Genomic DNA, 17,363 nt, shown 5'->3' with positions numbered 1-17,363 from the left:
TTTAAAAAGGAGGTGAGACTTTGAAAAAAATAGGCAAGGTATTCTCTTTACTGTTAATTTTTATGCTTTTATTAAGTTCTTTTATTGGATGTTTTAATTTTAATAATAAGGAAAAAGAAAATAAGGAAGAAAAGAAAAAAGTAGAAGTTGTGGTTCCAGATGGATTACCTGCAATTAGTATAGTTAAGCTTATAAAGGAAAAACCAGAAATAGTAAAGGGTGTAGATATAAATTACACAATAGTAAAGGGAGCAGATGCTTTAGTTTCTAAAGTGTTAAAAGGAGAGGGAGATATTTTTATAGTTCCTTCAAATGTTGCAGCTACTGCTTATAATAAAGAAGGAAAGTATAAGCTTTCAGCTACTGTAGGCTTTGGTTCTTTATATTTAATAAGTAGTGATAGTTCTGTTAATAGCTTAGAGGATATTAAAGGAAAAGATGTCTATAATGTTGGGCAAGGATTAACACCAGATTTAATATTTAAAATATTGCTTGAAAATGATAAAATAAATCCAGAGAAGGATTTAAAATTAAGTTATGTAAATTCTGCTTCTGAGTTAGCACCTTTATTTATAGAAGGAAAAGCTAAATATGCAGTTGTTCCAGAACCTATGTTAACTCAAATAATGGAAAAGAAAAAAGATACTAAAATAGTAGCATCATTAAACGAAATGTGGAAAGATATGAGTAAACTTGAAAGGGGATATCCTCAGTCAAGCGTTATAATAAACTCTGATTTTGCAAATAATAATAAAGAAACAGTAGAAAAAATTCTAAAGGAATTTAAAGAAAGTGTTAAATGGACAAATGACCATAAAAAAGAAGCTGGTGAATTTGCAGAGGAGGTTGGAATTACAGGAAAAAAAGAAGTAATTTCTAAAGCCTTAGAAAGAGCAAATTTAAATTATGTTTCTGCTTTAGATAGTGAAAAAGAATATATTTATTTTTATGACAAGATTTACAGCTTAGAGCCTAAAGCAATAGGAGGAAAGAAGGTAAATGAAGAAATTTTCTTGCAAGAATAAGAAATTAATACTTTTATCTTCAATTATACTTCTTATTTTTTGGCAAATAGCTAGTATGATTATAGGGAGCGAGGTAATATTACCTTCTCCCTATTTAACGTTTAAGGGGTTAATTGAAGTTTTAAAGGGAGATGAATTTTTAAAAATAATATTTAGTACATTAATTAGAACCAGTTTTAGCTTTTTATTAGCTTTGTTATTAGCGATATTTTTAGGAGTTTTTAGTATTTTAAATAAATATATATATAATTTTATGATTCCTATATTAAATATAATAAGGTCATTACCAACAATAGGGTTTATAATTATTGCTTTAATTTGGTTAAAGCAAGGAAGTGCTCCTATATTGGTTGGTTTTATTGTTAGTTTTCCGATTTTTTATGATGCTATAATAGGAGCTATTTTAAATATAGATAAAAGTTTATTAGAAATGGTTAAAGTTTATAAAATAGATACTATGGTTTTAATAAAAAGAATTTATTTTCCATCAATAGCTATTTCTTTGTTTAGAATATTAGTTTCTACATTTTCTTTGACTATGAAACTTGTAATAGGAGGAGAAGTTATAGGACAACCTAAATATGGAATAGGAACAGCTTTGTTTTTAGAAAAAAATTATTTAAATACCTATATGGTTTTTGCATGGATAATAATTGTCATTATTATAGGAATAATTTTTTCTTTAATACAAAAAACTATTGGTGGGAGAGTTTTTAGGTGGAGAAATAATGATTAAGTTAATTAATATAGAAAAAAGTTTTAACAAAGATAAAATTTATAAGGATTTTTCTTTGAATTTTGAGGAAAATAAAGTAAATTGTATTTTGGGAAAGTCAGGTTGTGGAAAAAGTACTTTATTAAATATAATAGCAAATCTTGAGGAAATAGATAAAGGGGAGCTTTTAGGGGTGCCTGAAAAGTTTTCCTATGTCTTTCAAGAAGATAGATTGATTCAATGGGAAAATATCTATAATAACTTAGAAATTCCAATTATAAAGTTTTATAAAAAGAAAGATAGAAAGAAAATAATAGAAAGTTTTTTAGAGGATTTTTCATTAAAAGATTATATTTATTCTTATCCTAAAGAGTTAAGTGGGGGAATGAGACAGAGAATAAATATTTTAAGGGCTTTAATTTATAATGGAAGTCTTTTATTAATGGATGAACCCTTTAAATCTTTAGATAAGGGAATTAAGGAAAATATGCTTATATACCTTAAGGATTATATAGAAAAAAATAAAAATACCGTTATAATGGTTACTCATAATGTAGAGGAAGCTTTATTTTTAGGAGATAAAATTTTTATCTTAGGAGATAGACCAGTTAAGGTATTAGGAGAATTTGATTTAAATAAGGGGGAGGATATTTTAAATATAGAAGAAAAGATTACAAAAATTTTATATGGGGAAAATTAAATAAGGAGGGATAAGATGAGTAAAAAGTTAGATTTATTACAAGATAAGGAGGGTATGCTTCTTAGAAAGTATATGATGCCTTCTGTTTTAGGTATGTTAGGACTGTCAGTTTGTATTTTATTTGATACTATGTTTATAGGACATAAAATAGGTGAATTAGGTTTAGCAGCTTTAAATATTTCACTACCTATATATAATTTTTATAGTGCTATAGGGCTTACTGTAGGAATTGGGGGAGCTACAGCTTTATCTGTAGCCTTAGGACAAAAAAAGTTTCATAGGGTAAATAGAATATTTACCTCTGCAGTTTTTATAGCTATTATATTTTGTTTAATTATAAGTTTACTAGAATTTTTCTTCTTAGATAAAATAGTTTACATGCTTGGAGCTTCAGAATCAACCTTTCCTTTAGCTAGGGACTATTTAAAAATTATATTAACCTTTAATCCACTTTTTATCTTTGCTTCAGCTTTTATAGTTTTTGTAAGGAATGATAAAGAGCCTAAGTTAGCTATGTATGCTGTTATAGGTTCAAATGCAACTAATATAATTTTAGATTATATATTTATATATATATTTGATTTGGGAATGTTTGGAGCAGCCTTAGCTACTTCTATAGGCCAATTAGTTGCTTTAGGAGTTTTATCAATACATTTTATAAGAAAAAATAATACTATGCATATAGAATTATCAGGTATAACAATAAATAATATATTAAGAATATTAAAAAATGGTACACCTAGTTTTTTAAATGAAATATCCGCAGGCTTTGTTATATTTATTTTTAACATTGTAATTTTTAATTTTCAAGGGGATTTAGGTGTTTCTGCCTATGGAATAATTACAAATATAGTTTTAATATTTATGGCAGTTTTCAATGGTGTTTCTCAAGGAGTACAACCTTTGATAAGTGTAAATTTTGGTGCTAAAAAAGAAGAAAGAGTAAAAGAGTTTTTAAAACTTACAAGAAGAATAGTAATAATTTTAGGAATATTATTTTTAAGTTTAGGCTTTTTAATTCCAAATCAAATGATAAGTTTATTTACAAGTGATAGAGGAGCCTTATTAGATATAACTAGACAAGGCATTTATTTATACTTTATAGCCTTTTTATTTAATGGAAGCAATATACTTAATATAGCTTATTTTCAAGCAGTTGAAAAGTCAAAGGAATCTTCCATATTGTCAACCTTTAGAGGATTAATATTTGTTATTATATTTATAATAATACTTCCAAAAGTTTTAGGTGTTTATGGAGTTTGGCTAACAATACCTATGACTGAGTTTAGTACTCTTTTATTATTTCTTTTCCTTGAATATAGAAATAATAAAGTAAATAAAAATAAAAACCGTTGATTATTCAACGGTTTTTATTGTAATGCAAGGGAGAATATGATAATAATTAAATAATTAAAACAGGAGGTTTATTTAATAGCTTAATATAAGTTAATAATTATAACCTAATAATATAATATGCAAATTAATCAAAATGTGATAAAAAATTAAATAAAAATATAATAATAAATTAAATAAAAAATTGTAGAAGTTAAATAAGTTGTATATAATATTATTAAAGCACTTTTTTAAAGGAGAGATTTTTATAATGGATATTAGCAACTATAAAGAGATGGATCCATATATGTTACTTAGTATTATAAATTTAAAATTAAGAGATTATTATGGTAATATAGATAGTATGTGTGATGATTTAGGTTTTGAAAAAGATATAATTGGACAAAGACTTAAAGAGTGTGGATACATATATAATAAAGATACTAATCAGTTTGTTGCTGAATAATTATAATTTATTGTTTTTAAAATAGGGAGGATTAAATAAATGAACTTAAGAAAAGAACCATATTTATTGGTATTTGGAGCTTCTGTAGTGGATGTCTTTGGCTTTAGTAAGGCAAGTTATAGACCATATAATTCAACACCAGGGCATGTTAAAATATCTTTTGGAGGAGTTTGTAGAAATATTGCTGAGAATATGGCAAGAGTAGGAGTAAATACTAATTTTATGTCTATATTAGGCAATGACGAACATGGAAAAAGCATAGTTGAGCATTCAAAAAAAATAGGTTATCACATGGATGATTCTATGCTTATAGAAGGTGGGACTACTCCAACTTATTTAGCTATTTTAGATGAAAATGGTGAGATGGTTTCTGCAATTGCAGATATGAAAAGTATAGGAGCTATGAATACTGATTTTATAGATTCTAAAAAAGAAATCTTTGAAAATGCTGAATATACAGTTTTAGATTCTGATAATCCAGAGATAATGGAGTATTTATTAAAAAACTTTAAAGATAAAACTAATTTTATTTTAGACCCTGTATCTGCTGAAAAAGCAAGTTGGGTAAAGCATCTTATAAAAGATTTCCATACAATAAAGCCAAATAGACATGAGGCTGAAATATTAGCTGGATTCCCTATAACAGATACAGAGGATTTAATAAAGGCAAGTAATTATTTCTTAGGTTTAGGAATTAAAAAAGTATTTATAAGTTTAGATGCTGATGGAATTTTCTACAATGATGGTGTATCTTGTGGTAAAATAAAAGCAACAGAAGTAGATGTTAAAAATGTTACAGGTGCAGGAGATTCTTTTGTAGCTGGTTTAGGATATGGATATATGAATGGAATGGATATTGAAGATATTGTTAAATTTGCAATTACTATGTCTAACATAACAATATCTCATGAAGAAACAATTCATCCTGATATGTCTTTAGAAACTGTTTTGAAGAAATTAGAAAAAACTATTTGGGAAGAGAAAAAATATGATTTAAATAAATAAAATTATATTTTCTGTGTAGTATTAATTTTTTAAGACTACATAAATATAAATGTGGTGAGGTGAGGTTTTATGAATAAAAAAATTAAAAAAGGCAAACTTGCGTTATTAGCTTTAGCAGGAAGTGCTTTTGTTGCATCGCTATTATATGATAAAAGTCAAAAAAATAAAAAAGACACGGAAGTAATAGAACTTGATAGCATAGAGCTAGATAAATAGAAAAAGACACTAGTAAAAATTTACTAGTGTCTTTTTTTATACTAAAGAATTAGCTTTTTCTAAGGCTTCATTAAAGGTTTTTGGGAATTTATCTTCTCCTAGTTTATCAATAAATCCCATAAGTCTCATAACTTTCTTAGGTTGTTCTTGTAATTCAGATATTATTAAGGTAATATTACGAGATTTACAACTTAAAGCTATATTTTTAATTTGCTTATATCCTGTAACATCTAAAGTTTTAGTATGTCTCATTCTTAAAACAAGAACCTTTGCATCATCATTTATTTCCTTCATTGTATTTATAAAAGTATCTACAGCACCGAAAAATAAATGCCCTCTTATATCATAAACTAAAACATTTTCTCCAACTTTTAAATTTTCCATGTCAGTATCTATAGTAGATTTATAAGAACAGTCTTCTTCATTTAATTCATTAACTTCTATAGAAGTTGCAACTCTTCTCATAAATAGACACATAGAAACTACCATGCCTATACCTATAGCAATTACTAAGTCAAATAAAACTGTTAAGAAAAATGTAGTTAATAATATAGCTATATCACTTTTAGGAGCCTTTAGCATAGCTTTAAAGGTTCTCCATTCACTCATATTATAAGAAACTATTATTAGTATTGCAGATAAGGTTGTTAAGGGAATAAATTTAGCAAGAGGCATAAATAAAAGCATTATAAGCAGTAAAGTTATTGCATGAACCATTCCAGCTACAGGGGTTCTTCCACCATTTTTTACATTAGCTGCAGTTCTAGCAATAGCTCCAGTTGCAGGTATTCCTCCAAATAATGAGGAGGACATATTAGCTATTCCTTGAGCTATTAGTTCTGCATTTGAGTTATGTTTATCTCCAATCATACCATCTGAAACAACAGCAGATAATAAAGATTCAATTCCTCCTAAAAGAGCTATGGTAAAGGCTGGGCCTATTAAATTAATTAAGGTATTAATATTTAAATTAGGTATGGTTGGAATAGGAATATTTGAACTTATAGAGCCAAATTGACTTCCTATAGTAGCAACAGGCAACTTAAATATAAATACTACTAAGGTTGTAATAATTAGTGCAACTAAAGAACCAGGAATTTTTTTGTTTATCTTAGGCCACAGTATTAAGATAATAAGAGCTAATACTCCTATGCCTAAGGTATAAAGATTAGTTGTACCTATATTAGATATGTAAGTTTCCCACTTAGGTATAAATTCAGAGGGGGTTTTACTAATTGATAAGCCTAAAAAATCTTTAATCTGTGTTGAGAATAAAGTTATAGCTATTCCTGAAGTAAAACCTACAGTTATTGGGTAAGGAATGTACTTTATTAGGCTACCAAATCTTAATAAGCCAAATAAGACAAGAATAATACCAGCCATAAAAGTAGCGATTATTAATCCATTAATTCCATGTTTTTGAATAATTCCAAATACTATAACAACAAAAGCACCAGTTGGGCCACCAATTTGAACTCTACTTCCACCTAAAAGTGAAATTATAAATCCAGCAATAATTGCAGTTATTAGTCCTTTTTCAGGAGAAACACCTGAAGAAATACCTAAGGCAATAGATAAGGGTAAGGCAATGATTGCAACTATTATCCCTGCTATTACATCTTTTAAAATTTGTTCTTTTGTAAATCCGTTCTCTTTATCTTCTAAAAGAGAAATTAACTTTGGTTTGTACATTTAAATATATCAACTCCTTATAAAACAGTCGATTTCTATTATATTACTTAAAAGATATATTTACAATTTCGTATAACGATTTGAAACGTTATTACTTTATAAAAACGCATTATTTACAAAAAGTTAACAAAAAATTTCTTGAAGGTAACATATGTTACAGAATTTAAAGAAGATAAATTATATAATTTATTTATAATTTATACAAAGAGGTGAAAAATTATGAGTTTATTTTTAGGAAAGATTCATTTTTTATTATTTAATAAAATAAAGCATTTTGAAAGCATGGAGGAAAGAATTTTAGATTTAGCAGAAAAAAGTAATATGCCTATAAAAGAATGGATATATTATTGTAATTTAAATTTTGGAGAAAAAACTTCAAATAAGCCCTTAGAAGAAATAATAGATAAAGATAATATTCATGGGTGGTTAGAAGATAAAATAAAGTCTGCTGAAAAAAGAAGTGCTTATTATATAACTAGAATATTAGAGAAAGATAAAAATTTAAAGAAGAATATTTTATCTCTTTATGAGAAAGAAGGAAAAAAGGATGCTAAAGAAGTATTTGAAAAAGTAGATAAAGATAATATTTTAGACCTTTATAAGACATTAAATAATTATTTATTAGAAGGAATGCCTTGTGATAGACTTAATGAAATAATAGCATCTTCCTCTGAAAAATTATCCTGGAAGCTAAGAAAGGATGTGCATGAAGCAATTTGGAATTCTATAGGGGGAGATGTTAGTAACTTTCATGACTTTAGAAATGAATATATAAAGAATTTCATTTATGAAATAAACCCTGATTTATATTTTGTTTTAGGAGAAAGGGGAGAAAAAATTATATTAAAAAGATAGAAAATTACCTTTTCTTATAGTAATGGCATTTTAGCTTTAAAGAACATATTATAAAGTATAGTTTTTAACATAGGAGGATAATATGTATTTAGCTAATGAAGCCATTATAACTTTGGATTTAGGAAAGCTTAATATTTTACAGCTAGGAACAAAAGATTATTTAAGAGATGAATTAGGGAAGGAAATTATTTTTTATTTTAAAAAAGAAGTTGAAAAAAATAATATAAACCTTATAGATTTAACGCCTTATAATGAAGTTTTTTATTTTAGAGGAGAAGGGTTAAAAAAAATTAAAGACGAGGCAAAAAAATTAAATTCTTCTTTGCATATAAATTTAAATTTAAACTTTTCAAATAATAATGAAGTTACCTCTTTTGTTAAGGAAGGTGATGGAAGAGGACTTAAGTTTGCAGAAAATATAGGCTATTTTTTTGAAAAGATTGATTATAAAAATAAAGGAGTTAAAAAGGGAGAGGTTTATAACTTGATTTATTTTGAAAATACTTCAATTTTAATAAATTTAAACATAAAAAGGGATTTAGAAATTTCTTCAGTTGCAAAAGATATAGGAAGTTCTTTAGCTAAGGGAGTTTTGAATTTAGGAACAAAATAGGAAAGAGAGAAATCTCCTTCCTATTTTTTTAATTTGTAAATTTCTTTAGTGTTTTCATTTATAACTTCAAAGGAATACCCTTTTTCCTTATAATATTTTATTATATAAGGAAGTGCTTTTGGAGTATTTTTATTTGAATAACCACAATGCATTAATAAAACTATATTGTTAGAGTTATTAATAGAGTTTTTAATTATATTATGTTCACTTATATTAGGGTCTATAGAATCTTTGCTATCTAAAGTCCAATCATATATTTTAAAGCCTTTTAAATGGAGTTTAGAAACTAAGCTTTCTTTTAAATTATAAGTACTATTATTAGAACCAAAGGGAAATCTAAGGATATATACCTTATCTTTTGTTATACTTTTTATTATTTCTTGAGTTTTTAAATTTTCATTTAAGAAAGATTCATCATCTTTATATATTTTTTCTCTTATATGAGTAAAAGTGTGAAGCCCTATAGAATGACCTTCATTTTTCATTCTTAAAACTAAATCTTTATTATTATCTATTAAATTTCCAACTAAAAAGAAGGTAGCTTTTACATTATTTTCTTTTAAAATATTTAAAATTTCTTCTGTAACTTTACCAGCTGGTCCATCATCAAAGGTTAAAAAAATCTTTTTTTCTTCTATAGGAGCTGATTTTACATAATTAAAGTTGAAAAATAGATTTGAAAAAATACATATAATTGAAATTAATAGTATAGAAAATTTTTTCATTTTATAACCTCCATAAGGATTAATTTATATTTCTATTGTATTATTTAGTATTTTCAAAAAAAAATTAAATATAATCAAAAAAAATTTTTAAATATAACTATTACCTAATAAAATTTAAGCTTTAATTGGTTCTTATTTTCTTAAGTTTATGTTATAATTAATAGAATAAAAAAATAAAGAGAGTGATAATATATGGAAAAGTATTTGAGAATTTTAATAGGAATAATTGTTACAATACTTATATTCGCTTTTGCAATTTGGATATTACCATATGTTTTATTAGTTGTTTTAGTACTTGGCTTCGTAGGATGGATATACTTTAAGTTTATAAGAAAACATCTTAGAAAAAATAAGCAAGTAAAAAGAGATGCTTATACTTACACTTTCACAAAGGAAGAAAAAAAATCTGAGTCTAGCATGCAAGATGATGGACCAGTTATTGATGTTGATTTTGAAGAAGTAAAAGATGATAAGTAAGGATTGATTAAATGAATTTTAGAAAGTTAAAAATATTTTTTGAAACAGCTAAATGCTTAAATATGACTAAGGTTGCAAAATCTATGTATATAAGTCAACCTTCAATAAGTCAAGCTATAGCAGAATTAGAGAGTGACTTAGATGTTAAGCTTTTTGATAGAATAGGAAAAAGGCTTTATCTTACCCATGAGGGAGAAGTTTATTTTGAATACAGCAGAAGAATTTTAAATCTTTATGAAGAAGCTAACAATACAATTAGAAGTAATAAAGAAGGACAAAAGGGTAAAATAGTAATAGGTGCTAGTACAACATTAGGTATATATATACTTCCAAAGTTAATAAAGGAATTTAATGAATTACATAAAAATATAGAAATCTCTTTAATAATAGAAAATACTCAACTAATAGAAGAACTCATTATGGAAAATAAGGTTGACATTGCTCTAGTAGAAGGGCATGTAAAATCTGATGAACTAGAAATATTAAATATAGGCACAGATGAGTTAGCCTTTATAGCAAATCCTAGTAACCCTATATTTTTAAAGGAAAAAATAAGCTTAACAGACTTAGAAGATGAAAAGTTTATTATGAGAGAGTCAGGAAGTGGCACAAGAGAAATTATAGAAAACTACCTTGTGAATAAGGGGTGTAATTATAATGTTTACATGGAACTTGGTAATACAGAGGCAATTGTTAGAATTGTTGAAACAGGTCTTGGTATAGCTTGTGTTTCTTATAAGGCTATTTCAGAGAGGGTTAATAAAGGCTTAGTAAAAGAAATAAAAATAGATGGGGTAAGTATAAGTAGAGAACTTCACTTAATATATCATAAAGATAAATTTATTTCTAAAAACTTAGAAACTTTTATAGAAAAAATAAAAAGTTCAAATATATGAAAAACAGGGTAATACTAATTAATTAGTATTACCCTGTTTTTATAGAAGATAAAAGAATATTGAAATAAAATGACAAAGACTTCCTAATAAAATAAATACATGAAAGATTTCATGGAAACCAAAGTTTTTAAATTCAAGAAACTTTGGTTTAAGTGCATATATAATTCCACCAAGGGTGTAAATAACTCCTCCTATTGCTAACCAAACTAAGGCTAAGGTTGGTATGTTATCAAAAAAGGGAATAGCACCTAGGGAAATCCAACCCATACCTATATACATAAGAGTTGAAATTATTCTAGGACAGTTAAACCATATCATTTTAAAAAGAACACCTAAAATTGTAAGTACTATTATTAAAGTAGTTATAATAATCTTTGCTTTACCATAAAGACCAATAAGACAATAAGGCATATAGCTTCCACAAATAAGTATAAAAATCATAGAATGGTCTAAACGTCTTAAAAAAGCTATAGTTGAATCCTTAGCTTTAACTAAGTGATATATTGCAGATGTACTATATAAAAGAACTAAGGAAAAACCAAATAATATGACAGATAAAAGTGGAAGACCAATACCATATACATAAGTGGCCTTAATAGTTAATAAAATTAAAGCAAATATAGATAGTATAGCTCCAAATAAGTGAGTAAAACCGTTTATAGGTTCTCTAAAAAATGTATTTTTCATAACATACCTCCGACAAGTTTCAAGTAGTTTTGAAAACTACTTACTATGATGTTATTATTATGATTTAAATATAGGAATATTTCAACCTTCAAATTATGGAGAATTTTTAAAATATATATATATTATTACCAAATATCTTGAATTTATTTTGATTTCCTTATAATATAGTATATATAGAACAAAATGTAGTTTTAAAAACTACATGATAAAATAAATGAAAGTGAAGTGAGTTTATGGATTTAAATAATTTATTAGAAAGTTTAAACTTAGATAACAAAATTAGCTTAGATGATATACCAGAGATAGATTTATATATGGATCAAGTTATTCAACTTTTTGAAAGTAAATTAGGAAATAATAAAAGATTTGAGGATGATAAAATATTAACTAAAACAATGATAAATAATTATGCTAAGGGTAAATTATTAATGGATATAAAAAATAAAAAATATAGTAAAGAGCATATTATACTTATGTGTTTTATATACAATATGAAAGGGGTGTTAGCCCTTAGTGATATAAAATTAGCCTTAGGAGAAATTGTTGATGAATATAATAAGGGCGAGATAACTTCTGAAGAAATTAGAAACTTATATAATATATATTTGAAATCGCAAGAAAAGAACTTAGATGAAGTTAAAAAAGAAGTAGATTTAGAGTTTAGTAATTTAGAAAAAGAATTTGAAGATTTAAAAGATAATGAGAAAAAATTATTATTTTCCTCAATACTTATAGATAAGGCTAATATATACAAAAAGTTAGCAGAAAAAATATTAGACAATAAATAAAATAAGTAATCTTGTAACAATTCATATTTAGTAGTCATAATATATATTAATCATATGATAAAACCTAGGAGGGTAATTTATGAATTGTAGAGAATGTAATTTTGAAAATAAAGGTATAGATACAAGGGAATTAGAAGAATTATTTGAAGATGTAAGATATAATGATTATCATAATTGTGATTATCATAATAAAGGTCATCATCATGTAAATAATGATTTTAATTGCAATTTAGATAGAGAATGTTGTAAAAGACCAGTACAAAAGCCAATACCTAAAAAAGGTTCTATTGAAGTACAATCTTTATTAGGATGTTCTGATGGAGAGCCAATAAGTGGAATGCCAATTGAATTATACAAAATAGATTGTAATACTGGCTTTGAACTTGTGGATTGTAAATATACAGATTCTTGTGGAAAGGTTTCTTTTAAATGTTTAGATGATGGATTATATGCTATAAAACAACCAGTAGACCCTTGTTATTTTGAAAAGCCTGAGTACTATCCATGCTATGAAGTTTGTATTTCTAAAAATAATAAGCATGCTAAGGTAGTAATTATAAATAGTTTAAGAAAAAGAGAAGAAGATTGCAATAGACCACCTATTTATTGTCATTGTCATAAAGGAGTAAGCTGTAGATAACTAAATAATAAATTGTTTATAAGCTCACAGTATTTTCTGTGGGCTTTAATTTTAATAGATAAAATTATATAATAGTCTATATTTAATTTTGTTTTTAAAGACAAAAGAAAGGAATTTAATATGATAATTAGAATTAAATATTTTAATGGAGCAACTAAATTAGAAAAAATAAGAAAAGGGAACTGGATAGATGTTTATGCAAATAAAGAGGTATTTGTAAGAGTTGGAGAGAGAGCTATGATACCTTTAGGTTTTGCTTTAGAATTACCAAAAGGATGGGAAGGACATTTAGCCCCTAGAAGTTCAACTTTTAAAACTTGGGGAATTATACAAACTAATGGAGTTGGAGTTGTAGATGATACTTACATAGGAGATAATGACCAATGGCATATGCCTGTTTATTGTCTTCAAGGAAAAGATGTTAAGGTTGAAGAAGGAAAAAATATAGAAGGGACTCTTATAAAGAAAGGTGATAAAATAGGACAATTTAGAATTATGGAGGTTATGCCAAGTATAGAGTTTGAAGAAGTTGAATCCTTTGGAAATGAAGACCGTGGTGGTTTTGGAAGTACAGGGAAAAAATAAATTATTATAAAAGTAAAAAGTTAGTAAGAGAAAAGTTCTTACTAACTTTTTATTTATTCTTCAAGAGCTTCTGAAAGTTCTTCCCAAGTAGCATAAAGTGTATCTATTTCCTCTTGAAGTGAGTTTATTTCCTTGTTAACCCGTACACTTTCAGAAGGATTAGAATAAACTTCTTCAGTACAAAGCATACCTTGAAGTTTTTCAAGTTCTTCTTCTTTTTTAGGAATTAGTTTTTCAACATCCCTAAGTTTAGCTCTTAAAGCTCTTGCGGATTTTTCAGCATTTTTTCTTTTCTTTCTTTCTTCCTTTATTTGAGTTTTTGTCTTTCCACTATTTATTTCCTCATCAATATCTTCAAATCTATTAGGATTAGCTTTTTTATGCATGTAATAATTATAATTTCCTAAGTAAGTTTTAATTCCTTCTTCTTTTAATTCAAGTATTTTATTAATTACTTTATTTAAAAAATATCTATCATGAGAAATTACAATTAATGTACCGTCATAGCTTAAAATAGCATCTTCTAAGGCCTCTCTAGACATAATATCTAAATGGTTTGTAGGTTCGTCTAAAAGAAGAAGATTAGCTTTAGAAAGCATAAGTTTTAAAAGATTTATTTTACACTTTTCACCACCACTTAATAGAGAGATTTTTTTAAAAACATCATCTCCAGTAAACAAAAAGGAAGCAAGATAGTTTCTAATTTCAGTAGTAGTTAAATTAGGAAAATCATCCCAAACTTCATCTATTATGGTTTTGTCAGGGTCTAAATTAGATTGTTCTTGGTCATAGTATCCTGTAAATACATTTTTTCCAAGAGTTACTGAACCAGAATCAGGTTTTATAATTCCCATTATTATTTTAAATAAAGTTGTTTTTCCTCTGCCATTTTCTCCAATTAAAGCAACTTTTTCTCCACGCTTTAAATCTAAGTTTACATGTTCAAATAAAAGACTATCATAACTTTTTTTTAGGTTTTCAATATGTAAAACATCATTTCCACTTTTAACTAAGGTTTCAAAGCTTATTTTAGAAGCTTCTTTTATAACTTCTGGTGCTTCTAGTCTTTCTATTTTATCTAAAGCTTTTTGTCTACTTTCAGCAGCACGAACACTTTTTTCTCTATTAAATGAACGGAATTTTTCTATAATTTCCTCTTGTCTTTTTATTTCAGCTTGTTGAAGATTATAAGCTTTTAATCTAGCTTCAATATCCTTTTTTCTAAGTTCTAAAAATTTTGTATAACTTGCATTATAGCAATGAACCTTTCCACCTATAAGTTCAAAGGTTACATTTGTTACAGAATCTAAGAAAAATCTATCATGGGAAATAACAAAAACAGTTCCTTTATAAGAATTTAAATATTCTTCAAGCCACTCTATAGCTTCTAAGTCTAAATGGTTTGTAGGTTCGTCTAAAAGTAGTAAATCAGGTTTTCTTAAAAGAAGTTTACAAAGGGCTAATCTAGTTTTTTGTCCACCACTAAGGGTTATAATTTTATTATTAAAATCTTCTTCTAAAAATCCTAAGCCCTTAAGAACTTTTGAAATTTCTCCTCTAAAGGTATAACCACCTCTGTTTTCATAAAGTTCTTGAGATAAAGTATAGTCTTTTATAAGTTTATTATGATATTCTTCATTTGAAGAGTCATAAGGCTCATTAAGTTTTTCTTCTAAGATTTTTATTTTATCTTCAAGTTCTATTAAAGAGGAAAATACAGATAGCATTTCATCATATATAGTATTTTCGCTATCTAAAGATAAGTTTTGAGAAAGATATCCTAAGGTTTTATTTTTATCTAAAAATAATTCACCACTATCATAATCTAATTGTTTGGTAAGAATTTTAAATAAGGTTGACTTTCCCTCTCCATTTGGTCCTATTAAGCCAACCTTGTCACCTTCATTTATATTAAATGTTACATCTTTTAAAATCTCATCAATACCAAAACTTTTACTTAAGTGTCTACAGCTTAAAATAATCATTTTAAAACTCCTATCATCAAATTTATAGTATTAATCACATACAATTATACTAATAATGAGCCTTTTCATCAAATCAAATATTAAATAAACCCTTATAAATAATAATATTTAATCACTTAAAGTATATTAAAAGAATAAAATATATCATTGGAGTGATGTTTTATGAAAAATGAATTTAGAGATTTATTTATAGGTATAGATAAAGAAATAGAACTTTTTAATGGAAATAAGGTTATTCCTATTAATTTTGATAATGCAGCTACGACACCTTCTTTTAAAGAAAATTTAAGTTCTATAGGGCATATGTTAAATTTATATAGTTCTGTTGGAAGAGGAATTGGCTATAAAGAGAATTTTTGTAATGATTTTTATGAAAGGTCTAGAGGAAAAATATTAGACTTTTTTAATATTAAAAATAAAGAGAAGTATACTGTTTTATATGTTAAAAATGCAACTGAAGGATTAAATCTTTTAGGGAAGGCCTTAGGATGTAAAGAAAATTATGTAATAACAACAAGAATGGAGCATCATGCAAATGATTTGCCTTGGAGAGAGTATAGCAATACCTTATATGTAGAGGTAGATGAGTATGGAAGATTAAAAAAGGAAAAAATAGAAGAATTAATAGAAATTTATGGAGAAAAAATAAAATACTTAACAATAACAGGTGCCTCTAATGTAACAGGATATTTAAATCCAATAAATGAAATAGCAAAATTAGCTCATAAAAATGGTATTAAAATAATTGTAGATGCTGCTCAGTTAGTAGCACATAGAGAAATAAATATTGAAGGCAATGAAGAAGAGGATTATATAGACTTTTTAGTTTTTTCATCTCATAAAATATATGCACCCTTTGGAATTGGAGTTGTTATTGCTTTAAAAGAATTAATAGAGGATAAGAGTCCTTTATTAAGAGGGGGAGGATCTGTTGATTTAGTATCAGATAATAAAGTTTTTTTAGATACTATTCCTGAAAGATTTGAAGCTGGAACACCAAATATAATAGGACTTTGTGCTCTTTTATCTTCTCTTAAAATTATAAAGAGAATAGGTTTTGAAAAAATAGTTAAAGGGGAAGAAGAACTTAAATATTTATTAATAAAAGGACTTAAGGACATTAATAAAATAACAATTTATGGTGATTCTAATTTAAAGGATAGAATAGGATTAGTTGTATTTAATGTAGAGGGAGTACAGCATGAAGAAATGGCAAAAAGATTAGCTAAATTTAGAGGAATATCAATTAGAAATGGAAGTTTTTGTGCTCATCCTTATGTTAGAAGATTGTTGAAAATTAAAGAAAATGACTTTTTAAAGTATGCATATACAAATAAAGAAAGACCAGGAATGTTAAGAGTAAGCTTTGGCATATATAATACTCAGGAAGAAGTTTATGATTTTTTAAATTATGTAGACTTATTAAAGGGAAAAAAATTAACTTTATAAAATTTTATATGAATAAGCTTCTAAAAGTTAATTTTTTAGAAGCTTATTATTTTTATTAAAAAAATAATAATAAAATTTTTTTAATATTTATTATATAATAAATATAAAAGATTTTAAAGAGAGGAGATTTATTATGAGAAATCCATCAGAATATCATAAAGAAGGATATAATTGTACTGAGGCTATTTTAAAAACATATAATGAAGAGTTTGGGGATAACATTCCAATTTCTTTAGGAAGTGGAATGGGGACAGGACTTGCAGTTGGAAGTTTATGTGGTGCTGTAAATGGAGCAGTTATGGCTATTGGCCTTATAAAGGGAAGAGAAAGTAATGAAGAAAAAAATGAAGCTAGACTTTATGCTAAAAAGCTTTTAAATAAAGTTAGAGATGAGTTTGGATCAGAAATTTGTTTAGATTTAAAGAAAAACAAGGTTAGTTGTAGTGAAATAATAGATTTTTCTTATAATGCTTTAAAAGAAGTTCTTAGAGAGGAATAAAAAAAGATGCATA

20 protein-coding genes are annotated in these 17,363 nt (G+C 26.1%); 16 read left to right on the top strand and 4 right to left on the bottom strand.

The features are described from left to right. Positions 1–20: 20 nt before the first annotated feature. The 7 genes from AC4FRL_RS03675 (at position 21) to AC4FRL_RS03645 (ending at position 5,459) form a co-directional block, all read left to right on the top strand. Positions 21–1,025, top strand: coding sequence for an ABC transporter substrate-binding protein (locus AC4FRL_RS03675; RefSeq protein WP_491138821.1), 1,005 nt, complete (start codon positions 21–23; stop codon positions 1,023–1,025). Then, on the top strand, positions 1,000–1,761 hold the full coding sequence (locus AC4FRL_RS03670; protein WP_491138819.1) for an ABC transporter permease: 762 nt from the start codon (positions 1,000–1,002) through the stop codon (positions 1,759–1,761). The genes AC4FRL_RS03675 and AC4FRL_RS03670 overlap by 26 nt, the downstream gene beginning before the upstream one ends. After that, on the top strand, positions 1,754–2,440 hold the full coding sequence (locus AC4FRL_RS03665) for an ABC transporter ATP-binding protein (RefSeq protein ID WP_491138817.1): 687 nt from the start codon (positions 1,754–1,756) through the stop codon (positions 2,438–2,440). Before AC4FRL_RS03670 ends, AC4FRL_RS03665 begins: the two co-directional genes overlap by 8 nt. Before the next feature lie 15 nt (positions 2,441–2,455). Then, entirely contained in the window at positions 2,456–3,796 is a 1,341-nt protein-coding gene (locus tag AC4FRL_RS03660) for an MATE family efflux transporter (RefSeq protein WP_491138815.1), read from the top strand. Positions 3,797–4,043: 247 nt separating this feature from the next. Further along, positions 4,044–4,238: a DUF4250 domain-containing protein gene (locus AC4FRL_RS03655; RefSeq protein ID WP_491138814.1), complete on the top strand. Its 195-nt coding sequence runs from the start codon at positions 4,044–4,046 to the stop codon at positions 4,236–4,238. A 39-nt stretch (positions 4,239–4,277) separates the two neighbouring features. Continuing rightward, a complete protein-coding gene (locus AC4FRL_RS03650) occupies positions 4,278–5,243 on the top strand; it encodes a carbohydrate kinase family protein (protein ID WP_491138812.1) in 966 nt (321 codons plus the stop codon). A gap of 69 nt (positions 5,244–5,312) precedes the next feature. Continuing rightward, entirely contained in the window at positions 5,313–5,459 is a 147-nt protein-coding gene (locus tag AC4FRL_RS03645) for a hypothetical protein (protein WP_491138811.1), read from the top strand. Between the two features lie 36 nt (positions 5,460–5,495). Here AC4FRL_RS03645 and AC4FRL_RS03640 read toward each other — a convergent pair whose 3' ends face one another. Continuing rightward, entirely contained in the window at positions 5,496–7,151 is a 1,656-nt protein-coding gene (locus tag AC4FRL_RS03640; protein WP_491138810.1) for a SulP family inorganic anion transporter, read from the bottom strand. A 219-nt stretch (positions 7,152–7,370) separates the two neighbouring features. Between AC4FRL_RS03640 and AC4FRL_RS03635 the strand changes: the two genes are divergently transcribed. Continuing rightward, a complete protein-coding gene (locus AC4FRL_RS03635) occupies positions 7,371–8,006 on the top strand; it encodes a hypothetical protein (RefSeq protein ID WP_491138809.1) in 636 nt (211 codons plus the stop codon). 82 nt (positions 8,007–8,088) lie between these two features. After that, entirely contained in the window at positions 8,089–8,619 is a 531-nt protein-coding gene (locus AC4FRL_RS03630; protein ID WP_491138808.1) for a hypothetical protein, read from the top strand. 20 nt (positions 8,620–8,639) lie between these two features. On the opposite strand, the gene AC4FRL_RS03625 is transcribed toward AC4FRL_RS03630, so the two are convergent. After that, on the bottom strand, positions 8,640–9,344 hold the full coding sequence (locus AC4FRL_RS03625; RefSeq protein ID WP_491138806.1) for a polysaccharide deacetylase family protein: 705 nt from the start codon (positions 9,342–9,344) through the stop codon (positions 8,640–8,642). Between the two features lie 192 nt (positions 9,345–9,536). Here AC4FRL_RS03625 and AC4FRL_RS03620 point away from each other — a divergent pair, with 192 nt between their 5' ends. Together AC4FRL_RS03620 and AC4FRL_RS03615 are read left to right on the top strand one after the other, a co-directional pair. Next, the gene (locus tag AC4FRL_RS03620; protein ID WP_491138804.1) at positions 9,537–9,821 is read left to right on the top strand and encodes a hypothetical protein; all 285 of its coding nucleotides are present in this window, start codon (positions 9,537–9,539) and stop codon (positions 9,819–9,821) included. An 11-nt stretch (positions 9,822–9,832) separates the two neighbouring features. Continuing rightward, positions 9,833–10,717, top strand: coding sequence for a LysR family transcriptional regulator (locus tag AC4FRL_RS03615; RefSeq protein ID WP_491138803.1), 885 nt, complete (start codon positions 9,833–9,835; stop codon positions 10,715–10,717). Between the two features lie 39 nt (positions 10,718–10,756). Here AC4FRL_RS03615 and trhA read toward each other — a convergent pair whose 3' ends face one another. Then, positions 10,757–11,404, bottom strand: coding sequence for a PAQR family membrane homeostasis protein TrhA (gene trhA / locus AC4FRL_RS03610; protein WP_491138801.1), 648 nt, complete (start codon positions 11,402–11,404; stop codon positions 10,757–10,759). Between the two features lie 233 nt (positions 11,405–11,637). Between trhA and AC4FRL_RS03605 the strand changes: the two genes are divergently transcribed. From AC4FRL_RS03605 to AC4FRL_RS03595, 3 genes are all read left to right on the top strand, one after another. Continuing rightward, positions 11,638–12,192: a DUF1836 domain-containing protein gene (locus AC4FRL_RS03605; protein ID WP_491138800.1), complete on the top strand. Its 555-nt coding sequence runs from the start codon at positions 11,638–11,640 to the stop codon at positions 12,190–12,192. 79 nt (positions 12,193–12,271) lie between these two features. Further along, positions 12,272–12,832, top strand: a complete 561-nt coding sequence (locus AC4FRL_RS03600) for a hypothetical protein (protein ID WP_491138798.1) — start codon at positions 12,272–12,274, stop codon at positions 12,830–12,832. Between the two features lie 120 nt (positions 12,833–12,952). Beyond that, a complete protein-coding gene (locus tag AC4FRL_RS03595) occupies positions 12,953–13,417 on the top strand; it encodes a dUTP diphosphatase (RefSeq protein ID WP_491138796.1) in 465 nt (154 codons plus the stop codon). A gap of 53 nt (positions 13,418–13,470) precedes the next feature. Here the strand turns inward: AC4FRL_RS03595 and abc-f are convergent, their stop codons facing one another. Continuing rightward, the gene (abc-f, locus tag AC4FRL_RS03590; RefSeq protein WP_491138794.1) at positions 13,471–15,402 is read right to left on the bottom strand and encodes a ribosomal protection-like ABC-F family protein; all 1,932 of its coding nucleotides are present in this window, start codon (positions 15,400–15,402) and stop codon (positions 13,471–13,473) included. Positions 15,403–15,564: 162 nt separating this feature from the next. Between abc-f and AC4FRL_RS03585 the strand changes: the two genes are divergently transcribed. Both AC4FRL_RS03585 and AC4FRL_RS03580 read left to right on the top strand, forming a co-directional pair. Continuing rightward, positions 15,565–16,851 (top strand): aminotransferase class V-fold PLP-dependent enzyme, encoded by a 1,287-nt coding sequence (locus AC4FRL_RS03585; protein WP_491138792.1) that lies wholly within the window; start codon positions 15,565–15,567, stop codon positions 16,849–16,851. A gap of 133 nt (positions 16,852–16,984) precedes the next feature. Next, on the top strand, positions 16,985–17,350 hold the full coding sequence (locus tag AC4FRL_RS03580; RefSeq protein ID WP_491138791.1) for a C-GCAxxG-C-C family (seleno)protein: 366 nt from the start codon (positions 16,985–16,987) through the stop codon (positions 17,348–17,350). The last annotated feature ends 13 nt before the right edge of the window (positions 17,351–17,363 follow it).

This window comes from Clostridium sp. TJA032 (assembly GCF_058310275.1).
This window is presented reverse-complemented; position numbering and strand designations above follow the sequence as displayed.